This window comes from Pseudomonas sp. SAR267 (assembly GCF_052077595.1).
Classification (GTDB): Bacteria; Pseudomonadota; Gammaproteobacteria; order Pseudomonadales; family Pseudomonadaceae; genus Aquipseudomonas; species Aquipseudomonas vlassakiae.
Map to the genome: position 1 here is coordinate 4,932,873 of NZ_JBQIHU010000001.1, position 18,447 is coordinate 4,951,319.

An 18,447-nucleotide genomic window follows, 5' to 3' on the forward strand; every position below is an offset into this window, starting at 1 on the left:
GGTCATTCGCTGGTGAGGGCTTTGACAGGGTCGAGTCGGGCGGCTTTGCGGGCCGGCATGAAGCCGAACACGATGCCGGTGAGAACGGCGCAGGAGAACGCACCGAGCATGGCGGGCAGGGTGAAGGCCACGGCAACCTGGCCCAGCATCAAGGCGCCGCCGATCAGCAGGGCCAGGCCGATGCCGGCCATGCCGCCGACCATCGACAGCATCACCGCTTCGCTGAGGAACTGGCGCAGGATGTCGTGCTGGCGTGCGCCGGTGGCCATGCGGATGCCGATCTCGCGGGTGCGTTCGCGCACGGTCATGAGCATGATGTTCATCACCCCGATGCCACCGACCAGCAGCGAAATCGCGGCAATCGCCCCGAGCATCAGCGACAGGCTGTTCTGGGTACGTGCCTCGGCCTGGATCAGCGCGGCCGAGTTGGTCAGTTCGAAATCGTGACGGCCCTGGTGACGCTGGCGCAGCAGGCGGTCGACGGCAGCCTCGGTTTCATCGACCCGCGCCGCGTCGACCGCGGCGACGGTGATGTAGTCGGGGTCGCGCTGGCCGAACAGGCGGATCGCCGCGGCCGAGTAGGGCACCACGATGCGTCCGTCGGCATCCTGGTCGCCGGAACTCGCGCCTTTGCCGGCGAGTATGCCAATGACCTGGAAGGGCACGTTGCCTATCAGCAGGTACTGGCCAAGCGGGTCGCGGTCTGGCGCGAGCATTTTTTCCCGGACTTTCTGACCGATCACAGCCACCGCTGCGCCACTGGCTTCGTCGGCATCAGTGAAGAACGCCCCTGCCACCGCCGGCCAGTTGAAGATCAGCGGGAACTGGTTATTGTTGCCGCCCACGTAGAAATGCTGGCTGTTGTTGCCATGGCGCACCATCACCTTTTCGCCCAGCACCGGCATGATCTGCCGGACCTGCGGTAGCTGGCCAATGGCGGCGACGTCGTCGAGGGTAATCGTGCCGGCAGGTTCGCCCGGTGTGGCGGGCTTGCTGTTGAGGTAGAGGATGTTCGAGCCGAAGGCGGCCATCTGCGCCATCACCTGGCGCTTGCTGCCTTCGCCGACGGCCAGCATGACCACCACCGACGCGACCCCGATGACGATACCGAGCAGGGTCAGGGCGGTGCGAAAGCGATTCACCCACATGACCCTCCAGGCAGCCTGCAAGGCTTCGAGCACCTCGCCTTTCCAGGCCCCGCGCAGGGTCGCGCCACGGTCGAGGCGCTGACGCAGGTCGTCGGCTTGCAATGTCTGGCGGGCAGGGCAAGGCGCCTGGTCGGTCGCGCTGTCGCTGATCATCTGGCCGTCGCGGATCTCGATCACCCGCTGGGCACGCGCCGCCACCTTGTGGTCGTGGGTGATCAGGATGATCACATGGCCCTGGCTGGCCAGTTCGTCGAGCAGCGCCATGACTTCGGTGCCGCTGTGGCTGTCGAGCGCCCCCGTGGGTTCGTCGGCGAGGATGATATGGCCGCCGTTCATCAGTGCCCGGGCGATCGACACCCGTTGCTGCTGGCCGCCCGAGAGCTGGTGCGGGCGGTTGGCGCTGCGGCTGGCCAGGCCCAGGCGGGCGAGCAGGGCGGCGGCACGGGCGTGCCGCTCGCTGGCGGGCGTGCCGGCATAGATGGCCGGCATCTCGACGTTTTCTTGGGCCGAGCCGGAGGGGATCAGGTGGTAGCCCTGGAACACGAAGCCGAACGCCTCGCGGCGCAACCAGGCCAGTTCGTCGTTGCCCAGCTCGGCCACGTGCTTGCCAGCGAAGCGGTAAATGCCCGACGTCGGGCGATCGAGGCAGCCGAGTATGTTCATCAAGGTCGACTTCCCGGACCCGGACGCACCCACGATGGCGACGAACTCGCCGGGCTGGATGCTAAGGCTGATGCCGCGCAGCACATCGACCTTGGGGCTGTCCTGGCCGCCGTAGGATTTGCGGATATCGACCAGCTCGATCAGCGGCGCAGTCATTCAGCCTCCGCTGGCGCTGGGGGCGCCCATCAGCAGTTGCTCACCTTCGCTGAGCCCGTCCAGCACTTGAACGCGCAGGCGGTCGCTGAGACCGGTGCGCACCTGGCGCTGCACCACCTTGCCGTGCGGGTCGAGCACGCGCGCGATGGACAGGCCGCCGTTGTCATCCAGCGCGGCCAGTGGCACGGTCAGGACCTGGCTGGCCTGGCCGGCGACGAAGAATACCTGGGTGGTCATGTTGGCCATCAGCGCGCCATCCGGGTTGTCGACATCGAGCAACACGGTGTACTGCACCACTTGATTGGCAGCATTGACCGGGCTGCCGCCACCCTGACTGGTCTGTTCCAGTGGTTTGGGTGGGATCGGCAGGATTTGCCGCACCTTGCTGTTCCAGCGGCGTCTGCCTCCGGACAGCGTGGTGAAGTAGGCGGTCATGCCGGGTTTTACCTTGCCGATATCCGCTTCCGAGACTTGCGCCCACACGGTCATGGGCGACAACTTGGCGATGCGCAGGATCAAGGGTGTCTGTTGCTGGGCGTTGAGGGTCTGGCCTTCGCGGGCGTCGACGGCGACCACCGTGCCATCCATCGGCGCATAGATACGCGTGTAGCCCAGTTCCGCCTCGGCGCTGCGCAGGCTGGCCTGAGCCTGGCGGATCTGTGCCTGAAACATGTCGATTCGCGCCTGGGTGACCTTGAGCTGGGCAACAGCGGCCTGGATGTCCTCATCGCGGGTAGCGCCGGCGGCGGCAAGCTCGCGCTGGCGCTTGAGCTGTCGGTCGGCCAGCTCGAACTGCGCTCGCTGTTCGGCGAGCTGGGCCTTGAGGTTGTCGATCGAGAAGCGCCCGGCGTCCAGCCGCGCCTGCTGGGTGGACGGGTCGATTTCGACCAGCAGCTGCCCCTTGCGCACCGGGTCGCCGGCTTCCACGTGCAAGGTGCGGATCTGCCCCGAGGCCTGGGCGCCCACATCTACATAACGCCGGGGCTGCAAGGTGCCCAGAGCCGTGACGCTGCTTTCGATGTCTGCCCGGGTGACCGTGACGGTAGCGAGCGGTTGCGCCCCCATGGGCAGGGTTTGCCAGGCCAGCAGGCAGCCCAGGCCAAGCAGGCCCAGGCCAGCGAGAATCAACTGGCGGCGGGTGGAGGTTAAACGGCTCATGCGGACTTCCAGCCAGGGTAGTGGTCACGCGCTGCCAATCGTGGCACGCACCGAAGTCCCAGATAAACGAAGGCTGGCCGGGTGGATTTAACCTGAACGAGAGGGTGGAGGGTGTGTTGCTGAGAATAGTTATAATTTGTACTATCACAGCCCGGTATCACTCAGTCCCGCACATGGGTTGCAAGGACGATTTCAGGTGCTGTTGTGGAACATTATTATCGCGAACTGGTGAGCTTCCTGAGTGCGCGCCTGGGCAATCGCCAGGCAGCGGAGGACGTTGCCCACGATGCCTATCTGCGAGTGCTGGAACGTACCGACAGCGGGCAGATCGAGCATCCGCGAGCGTTCCTTTACCGAACCGCGCTCAACCTGGTGATCGACCGGCACCGGCGCCACCAGGTGCGTCAGGCCGAATCCCTGGATGCGCTGGATACCGATGGGCGCTTCCTCAGCGCGGAATTGCAGCAGGACCTGCAGCTCGACCAGCGCCTGGCCATGATGCAAAAGGCCCTCGATGAGCTGAGCAGTGTGTGCCGGGAGTGCTTTCTGTTGCGCAAGCTCGATGGTCTTTCTCACCAGCAGATTGCCGAGCGCCTGGGTATTTCCCGCAGCCTGGTGGAGAAGCACATCGTCAACGCCATGAAGCACTGCCGTGTGCGCATGCGGCTGTGGGAGTCCTGAATCCGCAGTGAAGGGCAGGTGAAAATTCTGTGTGATGGCCACTTGATTTCTCCCCGTTTCCCGACAACTATCTAGATTGACCCCTCCAGGCGCAGCCCTGGTGGTTGCCTGTTGCTGGCGCAGTTCGGTCAGGGAGCTGTCCCTCATTCACCTGACGGCCCAGGTCCGACAATGACAAACAAGACCCTGCGCATCCTGATAGCCGACGAGCACCCGCACCAGCGCCTGCAGCTGGAAAAACTGCTCAATGGCCTTGGCTACTACCGGATTGCCCCGGTCGAGTCCTTTGAAGAGTTGCAGCGGCTGGTGCAGTGCGCCTTGCAACCGTTCAACCTGCTGCTGGGCAATATCGAGCTGGCCAGCCATGCCGGCGTCGACCTGGCACGGTTCTGCCGGGTCAATGCGCAGATTCAGCATGCCTTGCTTTACCATTCGCAACACCTGAAAGTGCCTGTCGTGCCGCAGACCGAGCGCCAGGCCGTCAGTGTGAGCCTGCCCCAGGTACCGGATAACGAGGCACTGCAATCCTTCATGGCAATCATCGACAGCCCCGTGCTGGTCGGCAAGATTGCCCTGCCTTCCGGGCTCAAGGGTGGCCCGGTACCGCCGCGCAAGCCGAGGAACTTCGGCCACACCGTGTTCAGCCGTTGATGGCGTTGCTGGGGCAAGGCGGCGAGCATTTGCTATCCTCTTGCCCTTTGCCGATCTGCGGACCCCTGCCATGACTGCCATCGATACCGCTCGCCCGCCCCGGTTCAGCCGTAGCGACCACCGGACCCTGGGCCTGGCGGCACTGGGCGGCGCACTGGAAATCTACGATTTCATCATCTTCGTGTTCTTTGCCCTGACCCTCAGCCAGCTGTTCTTCCCGCCTCAGATGCCCGAGTGGCTGCGCTTGCTGCAGAGCTTCGGCATCTTCGTCACCGGTTACCTGGCAAGGCCGTTGGGCGGCATCCTGATGGCCCACTTCGCCGACCATCTCGGGCGCAAGCGGGTGTTCAGCCTGAGCATCCTGATGATGGCCTTGCCATGCCTGCTGATCGGGGTGATGCCGACCTATGCCGACATTGGCTATGCGGCGCCGCTGATTTTGTTGGCGCTGCGCATCCTGCAGGGTGCCGCCGTAGGGGGTGAGGTGCCGAGCGCGTGGACCTTCGTCGCCGAGCATGCGCCAAACGCACGTCGTGGTTATGCGTTGGGCTTCCTGCAGGCGGGGCTGACCTTTGGCTACCTGCTGGGGGCGCTGACGGCGACAGCGCTGGCGCAAGTGTTCACGCCGCAGGAGATTCTCGATTACGCCTGGCGTTACCCATTCCTGCTCGGTGGGGTGTTTGGCGTGATCGGTGTGTGGCTGCGCCGCTGGCTCAGCGAGACCCCGGTGTTCCTGGCCTTGCGTGAGCGCCAGGAGCAACCCGTCAGGTTTCCGCTGCGGCGGGTGCTGGGCGAGCACCGCTCGGCGTTGATCCCGGCGGCACTGCTGACCTGCGTACTGACCTCCGCGGTAGTGGTACTGGTAGTGATTACCCCGACAGTCATGCAGCAACGCTTCGGCATGACGGCGGGGCATACCTTCGCCTTGAGCAGCGTGGGCATCGTCTTCCTCAATATCGGCTGTGTGCTGGCCGGGCTGCTGGTCGACCGTCTGGGCGCCTGGCGCGCACTGATGATCTACAGCGTGTTGCTGCCGTTGGGCATCGGTGCGCTGTACGCCAGCCTGGTGGGGCAGTGGGGCGTGACCTGGCTGGCCTATGCGCTGGCTGGGCTGGCCTGCGGTGTGGTGGGCGTGGTGCCGTCGGTGATGGTCGGGCTGTTCCCGGCCGAAATCCGCGTTTCAGGGATTTCCTTCACGTACAACGTGGCTTATGCCCTGTGGGCCAGCACCACGCCGCTGGCGTTGATTGCACTGATGCCGTGGAGCCCGTGGGTGTGTGTCGGTTTCTGTCTGATCATGGGCACGGTGGGGCTGTTGACTGCCTTGTATTTCGGGCGTCGTGAGCCATTGGCATTTGCTGCCGAGCCTATGCCGATCATGTGCGGTGACAAATGAGTCAGTAGGGGTGGCGGGGCGTTGAGGCAGACTTCCAGGCGGTGGTTATTGGAATAACCTATTAGCCAAATTTAACCTGGAAGGTTAATTTCTCATGGAAAAGAGAACGCCTCATTGCCCGCTGGAGCACGTACAGGCGCTTTTGAGCGCGGGCAAGGTACGTACTACTCGCGCTGCCACTCGCGGGGCGCAGGCGCTAGGGGTAGGCCCCTATGAAATGCTAAGCATCGTACGAAAGCTTTTGCCCAGTGATTTTTACAAGAGCATGACGACTTACACCGATCACCGTGTTTGGCAGGACGTCTACCGTGCTCAAACAACGGTTGGCAGGGTCTACCTCAAGTTGATGGTGGTTGACGATCTGCTCATCGTGTCTTTCAAGGAGCTGTGATATGAAATGTCCTCTGTGCGGAGGAGCGGAGCTGGTTGCTCAGTCCCAAGGCATGCCCTATCGCTACAAAGGCGAATCGACCGTCATCCCCGATGTTTTCGGTGATTACTGTCCGGCCTGTGGTGAGGCCGTCTTGAGCATGGAAGAAGCGCAGCGGATCAGCGACTTGATGTCGGCCTTCGAGCGAAGAGTCAATGCAGCCGTTGTCGATCCCTCGTTCATCGCATCCATGCGTAGAAAGTTCGACCTCGACCAGCGTGAGGCGGGTGAAATCTTCGGTGGCGGGGTCAATGCCTTCTCTCGTTATGAAAACGGCAAGACCACACCACCTGTGGCGCTGGTGAAACTGCTCAAGCTGCTGGATCGCCACCCAGAGCTGTTTGAGGAAGTGCGCACTGCCTGATGGTGCCAGGCAACAAAAAGCCCCCGGCTCGTGAAAGCCGGGGGCTTTTTTTGTTGCTGCAAGCAGCGGCCTTACATGTTCGGGTAGTTCGGCCCACCAGCGCCTTCAGGGGTGACCCAAGTGATGTTCTGGGCCGGGTCCTTGATGTCGCAGGTCTTGCAGTGTACGCAGTTCTGCGCGTTGATCTGGAAGCGCTTGCTGCCGTCTTCCTGGCTGACCACTTCGTACACGCCTGCCGGGCAGTAACGCTGGGCGGGTTCGTCGTACAGCGGCAGGTTGCTGGCGATCGGTACGTTCGGGTCGGTCAGCTTCAGGTGGCAGGGTTGCTCCTCTTCGTGGTTGGTGCTGGAGAGGAATACCGAGCTGAGCTTGTCGAAGCTGAGCTTGCCGTCCGGTTTCGGGTAGTCGATCTTCTTCGACTCGGCGGCGAGCTTGAGGCAGGCGTAGTCTGGCTTGGTGTCGTGCAGGGTGAACGGCAGCTTGCCGTTGAACCAGTTCTGGTCGACATAGTTGAAGGCGCCACCGAGCAGCGGGCCGAACTTGTGCAGTGCCGGGCCGAAGTTGCGGCTGGCGAACAGTTCTTCGTACAGCCAGCTGGCCTTGAACGCGCTGACATAGCCATCGAGCAGGTCGCCACCTTCGCGGCCGGCAGCCAGTGCGTCAGCCACTGCCTCGGCGGCGAGCATGCCGGACTTCATCGCGGTATGGCTGCCCTTGATCTTGGAGAAGTTCAGGGTGCCGAGGTCGCAACCGATCAGCGCGCCGCCGTTGAAGACCATTTTCGGCAGCGAGTTCAGGCCGCCCTTGCAGATGGCGCGGGCACCATAGCTGATGCGCTTGCCGCCTTCGAGGTACTGGCTCATCACCGGGTGGTGCTTGAGGCGCTGGAATTCATCGAATGGCGACAGGTACGGGTTGGCGTAGGAGAGGTCGACGATGAGGCCGACCACCACCTGGTTGTTTTCCAGGTGATAGAGGAACGAACCGCCGGTGTTGTCCTTGCTGGTCACGTCCAGCGGCCAGCCAGCAGTGTGCACCACCAGGCCTTGCTCGTGCTTGGCCGGGTCGATTTCCCAGATTTCCTTCAGGCCGATGCCGTAGTGCTGGACGTCGGCTTCGCTGTCGAGGTTGAAGCGCTTGATCAGCTGCTTGCCGATATGGCCGCGGCAGCCTTCGGCGAACAGGGTGTACTTGGCACGCAGTTCCATGCCCGGGGTATACAGGCCGTCCTTGGGATTGCCTTCGCGGTCGACACCCAGGTCGCCGGTGACGATGCCGCGAACCACGCCGTTTTCGTCGAACAGCGCTTCCTGGGCGGCGAAGCCCGGGTAGATTTCCACGCCCAGGTTTTCGGCCTGCTGGGCCAGCCAGCGGCACAGGTTGCCCAGGGAAATGATGTAGTTGCCGTGGTTGTGCATGGTCTTGGGCACGAACAGGTCGGGGACCTTGGTCGAGCTGTCGGCACTTTTCAGCACATAGATATCGTCGCGCTTCACTTCGGTGTTGAGCGGCGCGCCAAGTTCCTTCCAGTCGGGGAACAGCTCGTTCAGGGCGCGGGGTTCGAACACCGCGCCTGAGAGAATATGAGCACCTACTTCGGAGCCTTTTTCCACCACGCAGACGCTGATCTCGCTACCGGCTTCGGCGGCCTTCTGCTTCAGGCGGCAGGCGGCGGACAAGCCCGCAGGGCCTGCGCCGACGATGACCACGTCGAATTCCATGTATTCGCGTTCCACAGGTTCTCTCCTACTCATCAAGGCTCGTGCTGTTGCTTTGTCTTATGGATGCTTGCGTGCAGCGGCGCTTCACTGGCGCGAAACTGTAGCTACGCAAAGGGCGGACTACACCGTTTTGTCTTGGCGCGCATTATATCTACACCACTTGGCGGGTCCAATACAAACGTTTGTTTGAATTTGCCGGAGCCCAGTAAAATCACTGGAACGCGGCTGGAAGGTGACCGATTTGCCGTATTGACCGGATTGGGTGTTGCGGTCAAGATACGAGCGGTTTTACGTTCGCCGTAGGCTTGCAGCCGGGCGCAGGTACACCTCTAAAGACCAGGTGTGGAGCAGGGTTTTGCGGCCTTTGGCCGGTTTGTAGTGGAGTTTACACGCCACCACAGAAAATGACCCGTGGGTATTTGCCGCAACAGTCGCGACAAGACTGTTCGGTCAGCATGAAGTTTGCCCCTCCCGGTACGTTTTCAGAGGTGCCCTTGTACCCACGCGCATCGCCGGGCTCTGCCCCAGGCGACTATCTATTCACCGGAGAGTAACGAGGAATCCATGAAGGTTCTTGTAGCTGTCAAACGAGTGGTCGACTACAACGTCAAGGTTCGCGTCAAGGCGGACAACTCCGGCGTCGACCTTGCTAACGTCAAGATGTCCATGAACCCCTTCTGCGAAATCGCCGTCGAAGAAGCCGTCCGCCTGAAGGAAAAGGGCGTGGCGACCGAGATCGTCGTGGTTTCCGTTGGCCCGACCACCGCCCAGGAGCAACTGCGTACCGCCCTGGCCCTGGGTGCCGATCGCGCCATCCTGGTCGAAGCCGCTGACGAGCTGAATTCCCTGGCCGTGGCCAAGGCGCTGAAAGCCGTTGTCGACAAGGAGCAGCCTCAGCTGGTCATCCTCGGCAAGCAAGCCATCGACAGTGACAACAACCAGACCGGCCAGATGCTGGCCGCGCTGACCGGCTTCGCCCAGGGCACCTTCGCCTCCAAGGTCGAAGTCGCTGGCGACAAGCTGAACGTCACTCGCGAAATCGACGGCGGCCTGCAGACCGTTTCGCTGAACCTGCCGGCCATCGTCACCACCGACCTGCGCCTGAACGAGCCACGCTACGCGTCGCTGCCGAACATCATGAAGGCCAAGAAGAAACCGCTGGAAACCCTCACTCCAGACGCGCTGGGCGTTTCCCTCGCCTCCACCAACAAGACCCTGAAAGTCGAAGCGCCGGCTGCACGCAGCGCTGGCATCAAGGTCAAATCGGTGGCCGAACTGGTCGAGAAGCTGAAGAACGAAGCGAAGGTAATCTAAATGACTATCCTGGTTGTCGCTGAATACGAGAACGGTGCCGTAGCCCCGGCCACCCTGAACACCGTCGCCGCTGCCGCCAAGATCGGTGGTGATATCCATGTACTGGTCGCGGGCGCAAATGTTGGTGGCGTCGCCGAAGCCGCCGCCAAGATCGCTGGCGTTGCCAAGGTGCTGGTTGCCGATAACGCCGCCTACGCCCATGTGCTGCCGGAAAACGTCGCGCCGCTGATCGTCGAGCTGGCCAAGGGTTACAGCCACGTACTGGCTCCGGCCACCACCAATGGCAAGAACATCCTGCCACGCGTCGCTGCGCTGCTGGACGTGGACCAGATCTCCGAGATCATCTCGGTCGAGTCCGCCGATACCTTCAAGCGCCCGATCTACGCCGGTAACGCCATTGCCACCGTGCAATCGAGCGCCGCCATCAAGGTCATCACTGTGCGTACCACTGGTTTCGACGCCGTGGCCGCCGAAGGTGGTTCGGCTGCCGTGGAGGCTGTCAGCGCTGCGCACAACGCGGGTATCTCGGCCTTCGTTGGCGAAGAGCTGGCCAAGTCCGACCGCCCAGAGCTGACCGCTGCCAAGATCGTCGTGTCCGGCGGCCGTGGCATGGGCAACGGTGACAACTTCAAGCACCTGTACAGCCTGGCCGACAAGCTCGGCGCTGCTGTCGGTGCCTCGCGCGCCGCGGTCGACGCAGGCTTCGTGCCGAACGACATGCAGGTCGGCCAGACCGGCAAGATCGTCGCACCTCAGCTGTACATCGCCGTTGGTATTTCCGGCGCGATCCAGCACCTGGCGGGCATGAAGGACTCCAAGGTGATCGTCGCGATCAACAAGGATGAAGAAGCACCGATCTTCCAGGTGGCCGATTACGGCCTGGTTGCCGACCTCTTCGAGGCCGTTCCAGAGCTGGAAAAGCTGGTCTGATCCGCCTGCTTCACTTATAAAGAAGCCCGGCCCTCGCACTGAGGGCCGGGCTTTTTTGTTGCAGGGCAAGGAGTGAAGGATGGTATTGCGCGAAGCGGGCAGGGTGCTGGCATGCATGGTGGCGCTGCTGTCGCCGACGGTGATGGCGGCAGGCAAATGCGAGCGCCTGGTGGCCACTGGCAGCCCGGACGCACCACCCTATTCCTGGCAGGACCCGCTCGACCCGAAACACCTGGTTGGCGCCAATGTCGACCTGTTGCGCCAGGTCCTCGGCGAATTGGGCGTGAAAGTCGAGGTGCTCAGTGCCGGTCGGCGCGATCAGGCGCTGGAGGAGGTGCGCAGCGGGCGCATGGATTTGCTGCTCGACACCCCCATGCAAGTGGAGCAGTTGACTGCGCTGGACTACATCCATCCGCCGTTGCAGCTCAATGAATACCTGGTTTGGACCCGCCACGATGCCACGCTGGAGTTCGACGGCCCGGCAGACCTGGCCAGGTATCAGGGCAGCCTCTCCGAACGCGCGCGCCTGACGCCGGCATTCACCGCTTTCGCCAAGGCCCAGTTGAAGCTGGATCCGGCGCAGAACCTCACCCAGGCCTTCCAGAAACTGGTGCTGGGCCAGGTCGATTATGTGCTGGCCGGGCGCTACTCGGGCATGGCAATGACCCAGAGCCTGGGCATGAGCAATAACCTCATCGCCCGCGGCTTGCCGGTCGACCGCCCAGGCCTGTACCTGGCCGTGTCGCATAATTCGGCTTGCAATGATGCGTGGCTGCGTGGGCAATTGGCGAAAAAACTGACAGAATTGCCGGTCTCCGGTGCGTCCGAAGCCGTGCTGCAGCGTAATGTCGAGCGCTGGAAAGCGCAGATGCAAGTGCAGGCGGACGCCCCAAAACATTAGGAAGAGTGTGTGAGAACCCAATCCCTTATCCTGGCCGTGGCCATGCTCGGCCTGGCAGGCTGCGCCAACGACCCGGCGCCCAATGAGCAGATGCGCATTACCGAGCAGGCGCTGGAGCAGGCCAAGGCAGTTGGTGCCAGCGACCAGGTCGAGGCGCTCAAGCTGGCCGAAGACAAGTTCGCCCGGGCCAAGACCAACATGCTGACCGAAGACTACCGTGACGCACGCATGCGTGCCGAGCAGGCCGAACTGGACGCCCGCCTGGCCGAGGCTCAGGTGCTGAACCAGAAGAGCGAGGAGCAGCTTCAGTTGCTGCAGTCGCGGGTCAAGCGCTTGCGCAAGCAGTTGGAGGTGCAGCCATGATCAACCTCAATGCGAAAGCCGTACTGGCACTGCTGGTGCTGTCGGCTGGCTTGCAGGGCTGTGCCAGCCAGCGCAGTGGGGCGGCGCTGGATGATGCGACGGTGGCCTTCCAGAAGGTCAAGGACGATGCCGACGTACTGCGCAGCGCCCCGCGTGACGTGCTTCGTGCCGGTGAATCGCTGTCCCGCGCCGAGCGCCTCTCCGGCTACATTGGTACGGGCAGCGACGTGCGCCACTATGCCTACCTGAGCCAGCGCTACAGTGAGATCGCCAGCGAGCATGCCAAGCTGGCGCTGAGCGAGGAGCGTCGGGCCAAGCTCGACCTTGAGCGCCAGCGTCTCCAGCTTGCCTTGCGAGAAGCCAAATTGGCCAGTGTGCAGCAGCAGGGCAAGTGGGTGGAGAACCAGATTGCCGCATTGGCCTCGGAGCAGGCCGACCGAGGTCTGGTGATGACCCTGAGCGATGTGCTGTTCGATACCGGCAGTGCCGACCTGAAGAACTCGGCCAGCCGCACCGTGCTCAAGCTGGTGCAGTTCCTCCAGCTCAATCCGCGCCGCGTGGTGCGGATCGAAGGCTATACCGACAGCACTGGCGCGCCTGAGGACAACCTCAAGCTGTCGCGCGATCGTGCCCAGTCGGTGGCTGACATGCTGGTCGACCTGGGGATCGATGAGAAGCGCATGCAGGTCGAAGGTTATGGCGACCAATACCCGATCGAGGCCAATGCGTCGGAGCGGGGCAGGGCGCAGAACCGCCGGGTGGAAATCGTCTTCTCTGACGATAAGGGCAGGCTTGCGCCAGCACGCTGACTTCGAAACACCAAGGGCCGCTTAGCGGCCCTTTTTGCGAGTGCGGGTCGGTCCTGAGGTTAATCATTTAGATGGTGGTCACACACTGTATTGTTGACTTACTTGCCATCTGTCCCAGTACACTTTGCAACTGTTACGGTATGCTCTACCGTCAGTAAGTCGTACAAGAACAACAGGCCGCCTGCGCATCGAGATACCGCCATGACCAACCTGCTGCTGTACCAGCGCATCGCCCAGCAACTGGCCGATGACATCCGTCGCGGTGTCTATCAGCCAGGTGAGCGCGTACCGTCCGTGCGCAAGATGAGTGCCCAGCTCAACGTCAGCCATGCCACGGTGTTGCAGGCCTACGCCAATCTCGAGGATCAGGGTTTGATCCGGGCCCGGCCGCAGTCGGGCTACTATGTGCACCAGACCCCCGCCCTGACTGCGCAGACCCCGGATATCGCTCGCGTCGAACGCCCTGGGCTGGTTACCCGGGCCAGCATCATTCAGCAGGTGCTGACCGAGGCGCGTCGCGATGGTGTGTTCCCGTTCGGTGCCGCCGTGCCGCACGTCGACTACCTGCCGGTGCGTGCGCTGCATCAGCAGATCGCCAAGGTCACCCGCTTTCACAGCCCTCGTGCCTTCAGCTATATGTTCAGCCCTGGCTTCGAGCCACTGCGCAGGCAGATCGCAATCCGCATGCGCGATGCCGGTGTGCTGGTCGACCCGCGTGAGGTGATCGTCACACATGGTTGTGTCGATGCCTTGCAGATGTCGCTGCGGGTACTGACCCGCCCGGGGGACCTGATCGCAGCCGAGTCGCCTACCTATTACGGGCTGTTGCAGTTGGCGGACCTGCTGGGGCTGAAGGTCATCGAAATCCCCAGTGACCCGTCCACTGGCATCAGCCTTGAAGCATTGCAGTTGGCCGCCAACCAGTGGTCGATCAAGGCCTTGGTGCTCACCACGCGCCTCAGCAATCCGCTGGGTGGTACGGTGCCTGAGGAGCGACAGAAACAGTTGCTGCGCCTGGCGTCGGACTTCGATATCCAGATCGTCGAAGACGACATCTATGGCGAGTTGATGTTCGAGCAGGGCAAGACCAAGGCGCTCAAGGCCTTCGACCGGCTGGACCGGGTCATCTATTGCTCGAGCTTTTCCAAGACCCTTTCGCCCGGGGTGCGGGTTGGCTGGATGGTGGCAGGGCGTTACCAGGATGAAATCCAGCGCCTGCAGACCTTCACCACTCATTCTGCGTGCAGCGTGACGCAGATGGGCGTGGCGGCGTACCTGGAGAACGGTGGCTACGACCGGCACCTGCGCTATATCCGCCAGGAGTACCGCAAGAACCTCAGCGCCTACCAGCTGGCGGTGCAGCAGCACTTCCCGGAGGGCACCCAGATGACCCGGCCAACCGGCGGTTTCATCCTCTGGGTCAGCCTGCCGGGGCGGGTCAATACCCAAGAGTTGCATGTGCGTGCGCTGGAGCAGGGCATCAGTATCGCGCCCGGGTTGATCTTCAGTAACACCGAACAGTTCAACCATTGCATCCGGCTCAACTGTGGCATTCCATGGAACAAGGAGGCCGAGCGAGCGGTTATCACGCTTGGCCTGTTGGCCCAGCAATTATGCAGAGAATCGCAGTCCTCACTTTTGTAGGCTTGCCAGCGGCGGGCGGAACGGGGAGCATACGCACTTTTCCAGCCCCGTCTGCCTGTCGATCTCCATGAACCTGTTGCGTAGCGCTGCCCTGCTTATCTGTATTGCCCCGTTCTACCTGCCTTGTGGTGTGGTTCAGGCTGCCCAGCCTGCTGGCCAGGTGCAGGCGGGGCATGGCAAGGCAGCAGGCAAGGTGCCAGCGAAGCCGGCAGCAAAGGCCAAGCCGGCCGCCAGCAAGGCCAAAGTCAAAGCCAAGCCGGTCAGCAAGGCGGTCACGCAGCCGTTGCCCAAGGCCAGGCTGGACTTGAGCCTGCCGACCGACATGGTCAACAATCTCGAGCCTGAAGTCGGCGATCCAACGACTCGTCGCAAGCCGTTGCTACCCGCCATGTTCGCGGAAAAACCGGAATCCAGCGACAGTCCGTTCCAGCTCAATGGCCGTTTGATCAGCAACGAGATGCAGCTGCAGCTGCGCAACGATAGTCGCCACGATGTGGAAGGTGCGGCAATCGATTTCCAGTTCCGCAATTGATCAGGCGCAACTGACTGCTGGGTCACGGCAGATTTCATCGGGCCAGCAATTTCAAACGTATGTTTGAGCGGTTACTATCCAGGGACGTTCGTCCCGTTTTGTTCCAGGGAGTCCTGATTCAGCCATGAAGTGTCGTGAGGGTTGTGGTGCCTGCTGCATCGCCCCATCCATCAGCTCGGCGATGCCGCGCATGCCTCAGGGCAAGCCGGCGGGCGAGCGCTGCCTGCACCTGACGCCTGAAAACCTTTGTGACCTGTTCGGCAAGCCCGAGCGGCCGGCGGTGTGCGGTGGGTTCAAGGCCGATATCGAGGTGTGCGGCAGTAACCGCGACGAGGCAATCAGGATTCTGGGCTGGTGGGAGCAGATAACGGCGGCGTGAGAGGCTGGATCTTCGACAACAAGGATAAACATGATGAGATCGTTCAAGCGTATTGCACTGCTGTGTGGCATGGGTGTCCTGATGGCGCCGGCTGCCTGGGCCGAGAACTGGCAGGTGGCCAAGGACGAGGAGGGTATCAAGGTCTCGCTCAGTGAGGTGCCGGGCTCCAAGTACAAGGCCTACCAGGGCGTGACCGTCATCAAGGCGCCATTGGCCAAGGTGCAGGCGCTGCAGGAGGATGCGGCAGGGGCTTGCTCGTGGATTCACGAATGCAAGTCACAAAAGCTGCTCAAGCACGAAGGCGACCAGAGCTGGACCTATACCCAGTTCAATACGCCGTGGCCGGTGACGCCCCGGGACTCGGTGTTGCACGTGACCACGGTCAAGGGTGCGGATGGCAGCTTGACGCGAAACCTCAAAGAAGAGCCAACGTATATCCCGGAAGAAAAGGGCTTTGTGCGGGTGGCGAAGGTGGAAGGTTTCTGGAAGCTGGTGCCCAAGGGTGACAGTACCGAAGTGACTTACCAGGTGCACACCGAGCCGGGCGGCAGCGTGCCGTCGATGATCGCCAACAAGTTCGTGGTCGATTCGCCGTTCAATACCCTCAAGGCGCTGCGCGAGCGGGCCGAGAAGAACTGAAGCCTGGCGCGGTTCATGTGGGAGCGGGCGTGCCCGCGAAACAGGCGATGCAGTGCTTCGCACCGGCTTTGCCGGTGTTCGCGGGCTCGCCCGCTCCCACAGAGTCTGCGAAAGCGTTCAGATTTTGAACAATAAAAAAGGCTGCCCGAGGGCAGCCTTTTGCGTTCGGCTGGTAAGGCTTACTTGCGGTCTTTCAGCTCGACGATGTCGCGCTGCAGTTCGCCGGTGTAGAGCTGGCGAGGGCGGCCGATCTTGTACGGGCTGGAGAGCATTTCTTTCCAGTGCGAGATCCAGCCCACGGTGCGTGCCAGGGCGAAGATCACGGTGAACATGCTGGTCGGAATGCCGATCGCCTTCAGGATGATGCCCGAGTAGAAGTCGACGTTCGGGTACAACGAGCGCTCGATGAAGTACGGATCGGTCAGGGCGATCTCTTCCAGGCGCATGGCCAGTTCCAGCTGCGGATCGTTCTTGATGCCCAGCTCGCCCAGGACTTCGTCACAGGTCTTCTTCATCACGGTGGCGCGCGGGTCACGGTTCTTGTAAACGCGGTGACCGAAGCCCATCAGCTTGAATGGGTCGTTCTTGTCCTTGGCCTTGGCGATGTACTTGTCGATGTTCGAGACATCGCCAATTTCATCGAGCATGGTCAGCACCGCTTCGTTCGCGCCGCCGTGGGCCGGGCCCCACAGTGCTGCGATGCCGGCAGCGATACAGGCGAACGGGTTGGCACCCGAGGAGCCTGCCAGGCGCACGGTCGAGGTGGAGGCGTTCTGCTCGTGGTCGGCGTGGAGGATGAAGATCCGGTCCATTGCCTTGGCCAGTACCGGGCTGATCGGTTTGATCTCGCACGGAGTGTTGAACATCATGTGCAGGAAGTTTTCCGCGTACGACAAGTCGTTGCGCGGGTACATCATCGGCTGGCCCATGGAGTACTTGTAAACCATTGCGGCCAGGGTCGGCATCTTGGCGACCAGGCGCACCGCGGAGATTTCGCGGTGTTGCGGGTTATTGATGTCCAGGGAGTCGTGGTAGAACGCCGAGAGGGCGCCGACCACGCCGCACATCACCGCCATCGGGTGTGCGTCACGGCGGAAACCGTTGAAGAAGGACTTCAGCTGTTCGTGAACCATGGTGTGGTTCTTGACGGTGCTGACGAACTGGGCCTTCTGCTCGGCATTCGGCAATTCGCCGTTGAGCAGCAGGTAGCAGGTTTCCAGGTAATCCGATTGCTCGGCGAGCTGTTCGATCGGGTAGCCGCGGTGCAGCAGCACGCCCTTGTCGCCGTCGATATAGGTGATCTTCGACTCGCACGAGGCAGTCGCCATGAAACCAGGATCGAAGGTGAAGTGACCAGTGGCCCCCAACCCGCGGACGTCGATTACATCAGGACCAACGGTGCCGGTTAAAATGGGCAGCTCGACGGGGGCAGCGCCCTCGATGACCAACTGCGCTTTTTTGTCAGCCATGTGGCCTCCTATTAATGCTTGAAATCATCAGACAGCCCCCCACGCAGGGCCCGCACCACTATAGAGAAGTAAATTCGAATGTCAATTTGCCTAAAGGCTGGTTGAAACGGCCTTCGAGGCCTGATTTTTCACGAAATTCTCGCCCATTTACGCCTTTTGTTCGCTAAAGGCAATCCGCTATTTGGGCTACCCCGTCACGTTGTCATAAGCAGCCTAACTGTCTATACTCGGCACCCGACTCCCATGGGCTTGCAAGCCCGAACTGCTGGGGTCGCCGTTCCCTGGGTGGTGGGTACCTGACCAGTACACTTACCAACAACTTTGCCCTGATTCGCTAGGGGCTCTTCAGTGTGAAAAAAGCCGTGAAAAGCCAACGACCTGTAAACCTAGACCTAAGGACCATCAAGCTTCCTGTCACTGCGTACACGTCCATTCTGCACCGTATCTCCGGCGTCATCCTGTTCCTCGGCCTTGCCATCATGCTTTATGCACTGGGCAAGTCGCTGGGTTCCGAGGAAGGCTTCGGTGAGGTGAAGGCGTGTCTGACCAGCCCGCTGGCCAAGTTCGTGACCTGGGGCCTGCTGTCCGCCCTGCTTTATCACCTCGTGGCAGGTGTACGCCACCTGATCATGGACATGGGCATCGGTGAGACGCTGGAAGGCGGCAAGCTGGGCTCGAAAATCGTGATCGTCATCTCCGTGGTGCTGATCGTTCTGGTGGGAGTTTGGGTATGGTAACCAATGTCACGAACCTGTCGCGTTCGGGCCTCTATGACTGGATGGCGCAGCGCGTATCGGCGGTCGTTCTCGCGGCTTACTTCATTTTCCTGATCGGCTACGTGGTCTGCCACCCAGGCATCGACTACACCCAGTGGCATGGTCTGTTCTCCAATAACGCGATGCGGATCTTCAGTCTGCTGGCCCTGGTTGCCCTTGGCGCTCACGCCTGGGTCGGCATGTGGACCATCGCCACCGACTACCTGACGCCGATGTCGTTCGGCAAGTCGGCGACTGCGATTCGTTTCCTGTTCCAGGCGGTATGCGGCGTTGCGATGTTCGCTTACTTCGTCTGGGGTGTGCAGATTCTCTGGGGTATCTGA

General features: G+C 61.9%; 20 protein-coding genes. 16 read left to right on the forward strand and 4 right to left on the reverse strand.

From position 1 onward, the window contains the following. Positions 1-2: 2 nt before the first annotated feature. Together ACTORR_RS23065 and ACTORR_RS23070 are read right to left on the reverse strand one after the other, a co-directional pair. Positions 3-1,967, reverse strand: a complete 1,965-nt coding sequence (locus tag ACTORR_RS23065) for a MacB family efflux pump subunit (RefSeq protein WP_313365203.1) — start codon at positions 1,965-1,967, stop codon at positions 3-5. After that, positions 1,968-3,125, reverse strand: a complete 1,158-nt coding sequence (locus tag ACTORR_RS23070; protein WP_054884075.1) for an efflux RND transporter periplasmic adaptor subunit — start codon at positions 3,123-3,125, stop codon at positions 1,968-1,970. 204 nt (positions 3,126-3,329) lie between these two features. Here ACTORR_RS23070 and ACTORR_RS23075 point away from each other — a divergent pair, with 204 nt between their 5' ends. The 5 genes from ACTORR_RS23075 (at position 3,330) to ACTORR_RS23095 (ending at position 6,647) form a co-directional block, all read left to right on the forward strand. After that, the gene (locus ACTORR_RS23075; RefSeq protein ID WP_054884074.1) at positions 3,330-3,806 is read left to right on the forward strand and encodes a sigma-70 family RNA polymerase sigma factor; all 477 of its coding nucleotides are present in this window, start codon (positions 3,330-3,332) and stop codon (positions 3,804-3,806) included. A gap of 171 nt (positions 3,807-3,977) precedes the next feature. Further along, entirely contained in the window at positions 3,978-4,457 is a 480-nt protein-coding gene (locus ACTORR_RS23080) for a response regulator (protein ID WP_054884073.1), read from the forward strand. Between the two features lie 70 nt (positions 4,458-4,527). Next, entirely contained in the window at positions 4,528-5,853 is a 1,326-nt protein-coding gene (locus tag ACTORR_RS23085) for an MFS transporter (protein WP_313365204.1), read from the forward strand. A 94-nt stretch (positions 5,854-5,947) separates the two neighbouring features. Then, complete coding sequence (locus tag ACTORR_RS23090; protein ID WP_054884071.1) at positions 5,948-6,244, forward strand: type II toxin-antitoxin system MqsR family toxin; 297 nt, start codon at positions 5,948-5,950, stop codon at positions 6,242-6,244. A gap of 1 nt (position 6,245) precedes the next feature. Further along, positions 6,246-6,647 (forward strand): type II TA system antitoxin MqsA family protein, encoded by a 402-nt coding sequence (locus tag ACTORR_RS23095; RefSeq protein WP_054884070.1) that lies wholly within the window; start codon positions 6,246-6,248, stop codon positions 6,645-6,647. A gap of 71 nt (positions 6,648-6,718) precedes the next feature. Here the strand turns inward: ACTORR_RS23095 and ACTORR_RS23100 are convergent, their stop codons facing one another. After that, positions 6,719-8,401: an electron transfer flavoprotein-ubiquinone oxidoreductase gene (locus ACTORR_RS23100; RefSeq protein WP_099814148.1), complete on the reverse strand. Its 1,683-nt coding sequence runs from the start codon at positions 8,399-8,401 to the stop codon at positions 6,719-6,721. Between the two features lie 531 nt (positions 8,402-8,932). On the opposite strand from ACTORR_RS23100, the gene ACTORR_RS23105 reads away from it, so the two are divergent. The 9 genes from ACTORR_RS23105 to ACTORR_RS23145 all read left to right on the forward strand — a co-directional run bounded on the left by ACTORR_RS23105 (position 8,933) and on the right by ACTORR_RS23145 (position 15,879). After that, the gene (locus tag ACTORR_RS23105; protein ID WP_054884068.1) at positions 8,933-9,682 is read left to right on the forward strand and encodes an electron transfer flavoprotein subunit beta/FixA family protein; all 750 of its coding nucleotides are present in this window, start codon (positions 8,933-8,935) and stop codon (positions 9,680-9,682) included. Further along, positions 9,683-10,612 carry an electron transfer flavoprotein subunit alpha/FixB family protein gene (locus ACTORR_RS23110; RefSeq protein ID WP_054884067.1) on the forward strand — a complete coding sequence of 310 codons (930 nt, stop codon included), beginning with the start codon at positions 9,683-9,685 and terminating at the stop codon, positions 10,610-10,612. A gap of 79 nt (positions 10,613-10,691) precedes the next feature. Continuing rightward, entirely contained in the window at positions 10,692-11,513 is an 822-nt protein-coding gene (locus tag ACTORR_RS23115; protein ID WP_054884066.1) for a substrate-binding periplasmic protein, read from the forward strand. A gap of 9 nt (positions 11,514-11,522) precedes the next feature. After that, a complete protein-coding gene (locus ACTORR_RS23120) occupies positions 11,523-11,876 on the forward strand; it encodes a DUF4398 domain-containing protein (protein WP_054884065.1) in 354 nt (117 codons plus the stop codon). Next, positions 11,873-12,685, forward strand: coding sequence for an OmpA family protein (locus ACTORR_RS23125; RefSeq protein ID WP_054884064.1), 813 nt, complete (start codon positions 11,873-11,875; stop codon positions 12,683-12,685). The genes ACTORR_RS23120 and ACTORR_RS23125 overlap by 4 nt, the downstream gene beginning before the upstream one ends. Before the next feature lie 201 nt (positions 12,686-12,886). Then, positions 12,887-14,329 (forward strand): aminotransferase-like domain-containing protein, encoded by a 1,443-nt coding sequence (locus ACTORR_RS23130; protein ID WP_054884063.1) that lies wholly within the window; start codon positions 12,887-12,889, stop codon positions 14,327-14,329. 67 nt (positions 14,330-14,396) lie between these two features. Beyond that, a complete protein-coding gene (locus ACTORR_RS23135) occupies positions 14,397-14,861 on the forward strand; it encodes a hypothetical protein (RefSeq protein WP_313365864.1) in 465 nt (154 codons plus the stop codon). Between the two features lie 124 nt (positions 14,862-14,985). Next, positions 14,986-15,240, forward strand: a complete 255-nt coding sequence (locus ACTORR_RS23140; RefSeq protein ID WP_054884061.1) for a YkgJ family cysteine cluster protein — start codon at positions 14,986-14,988, stop codon at positions 15,238-15,240. 33 nt (positions 15,241-15,273) lie between these two features. Further along, positions 15,274-15,879, forward strand: coding sequence for an START domain-containing protein (locus tag ACTORR_RS23145; RefSeq protein WP_054884060.1), 606 nt, complete (start codon positions 15,274-15,276; stop codon positions 15,877-15,879). Between the two features lie 179 nt (positions 15,880-16,058). Here ACTORR_RS23145 and gltA read toward each other — a convergent pair whose 3' ends face one another. Then, entirely contained in the window at positions 16,059-17,348 is a 1,290-nt protein-coding gene (gene gltA / locus ACTORR_RS23150) for a citrate synthase (protein WP_054884059.1), read from the reverse strand. Between the two features lie 350 nt (positions 17,349-17,698). Here gltA and sdhC point away from each other — a divergent pair, with 350 nt between their 5' ends. Together sdhC and sdhD are read left to right on the forward strand one after the other, a co-directional pair. After that, positions 17,699-18,085 carry a succinate dehydrogenase, cytochrome b556 subunit gene (gene sdhC / locus ACTORR_RS23155; RefSeq protein WP_012315350.1) on the forward strand — a complete coding sequence of 129 codons (387 nt, stop codon included), beginning with the start codon at positions 17,699-17,701 and terminating at the stop codon, positions 18,083-18,085. Next, positions 18,079-18,447, forward strand: a complete 369-nt coding sequence (sdhD, locus tag ACTORR_RS23160; protein ID WP_027921320.1) for a succinate dehydrogenase, hydrophobic membrane anchor protein — start codon at positions 18,079-18,081, stop codon at positions 18,445-18,447. The genes sdhC and sdhD overlap by 7 nt, the downstream gene beginning before the upstream one ends.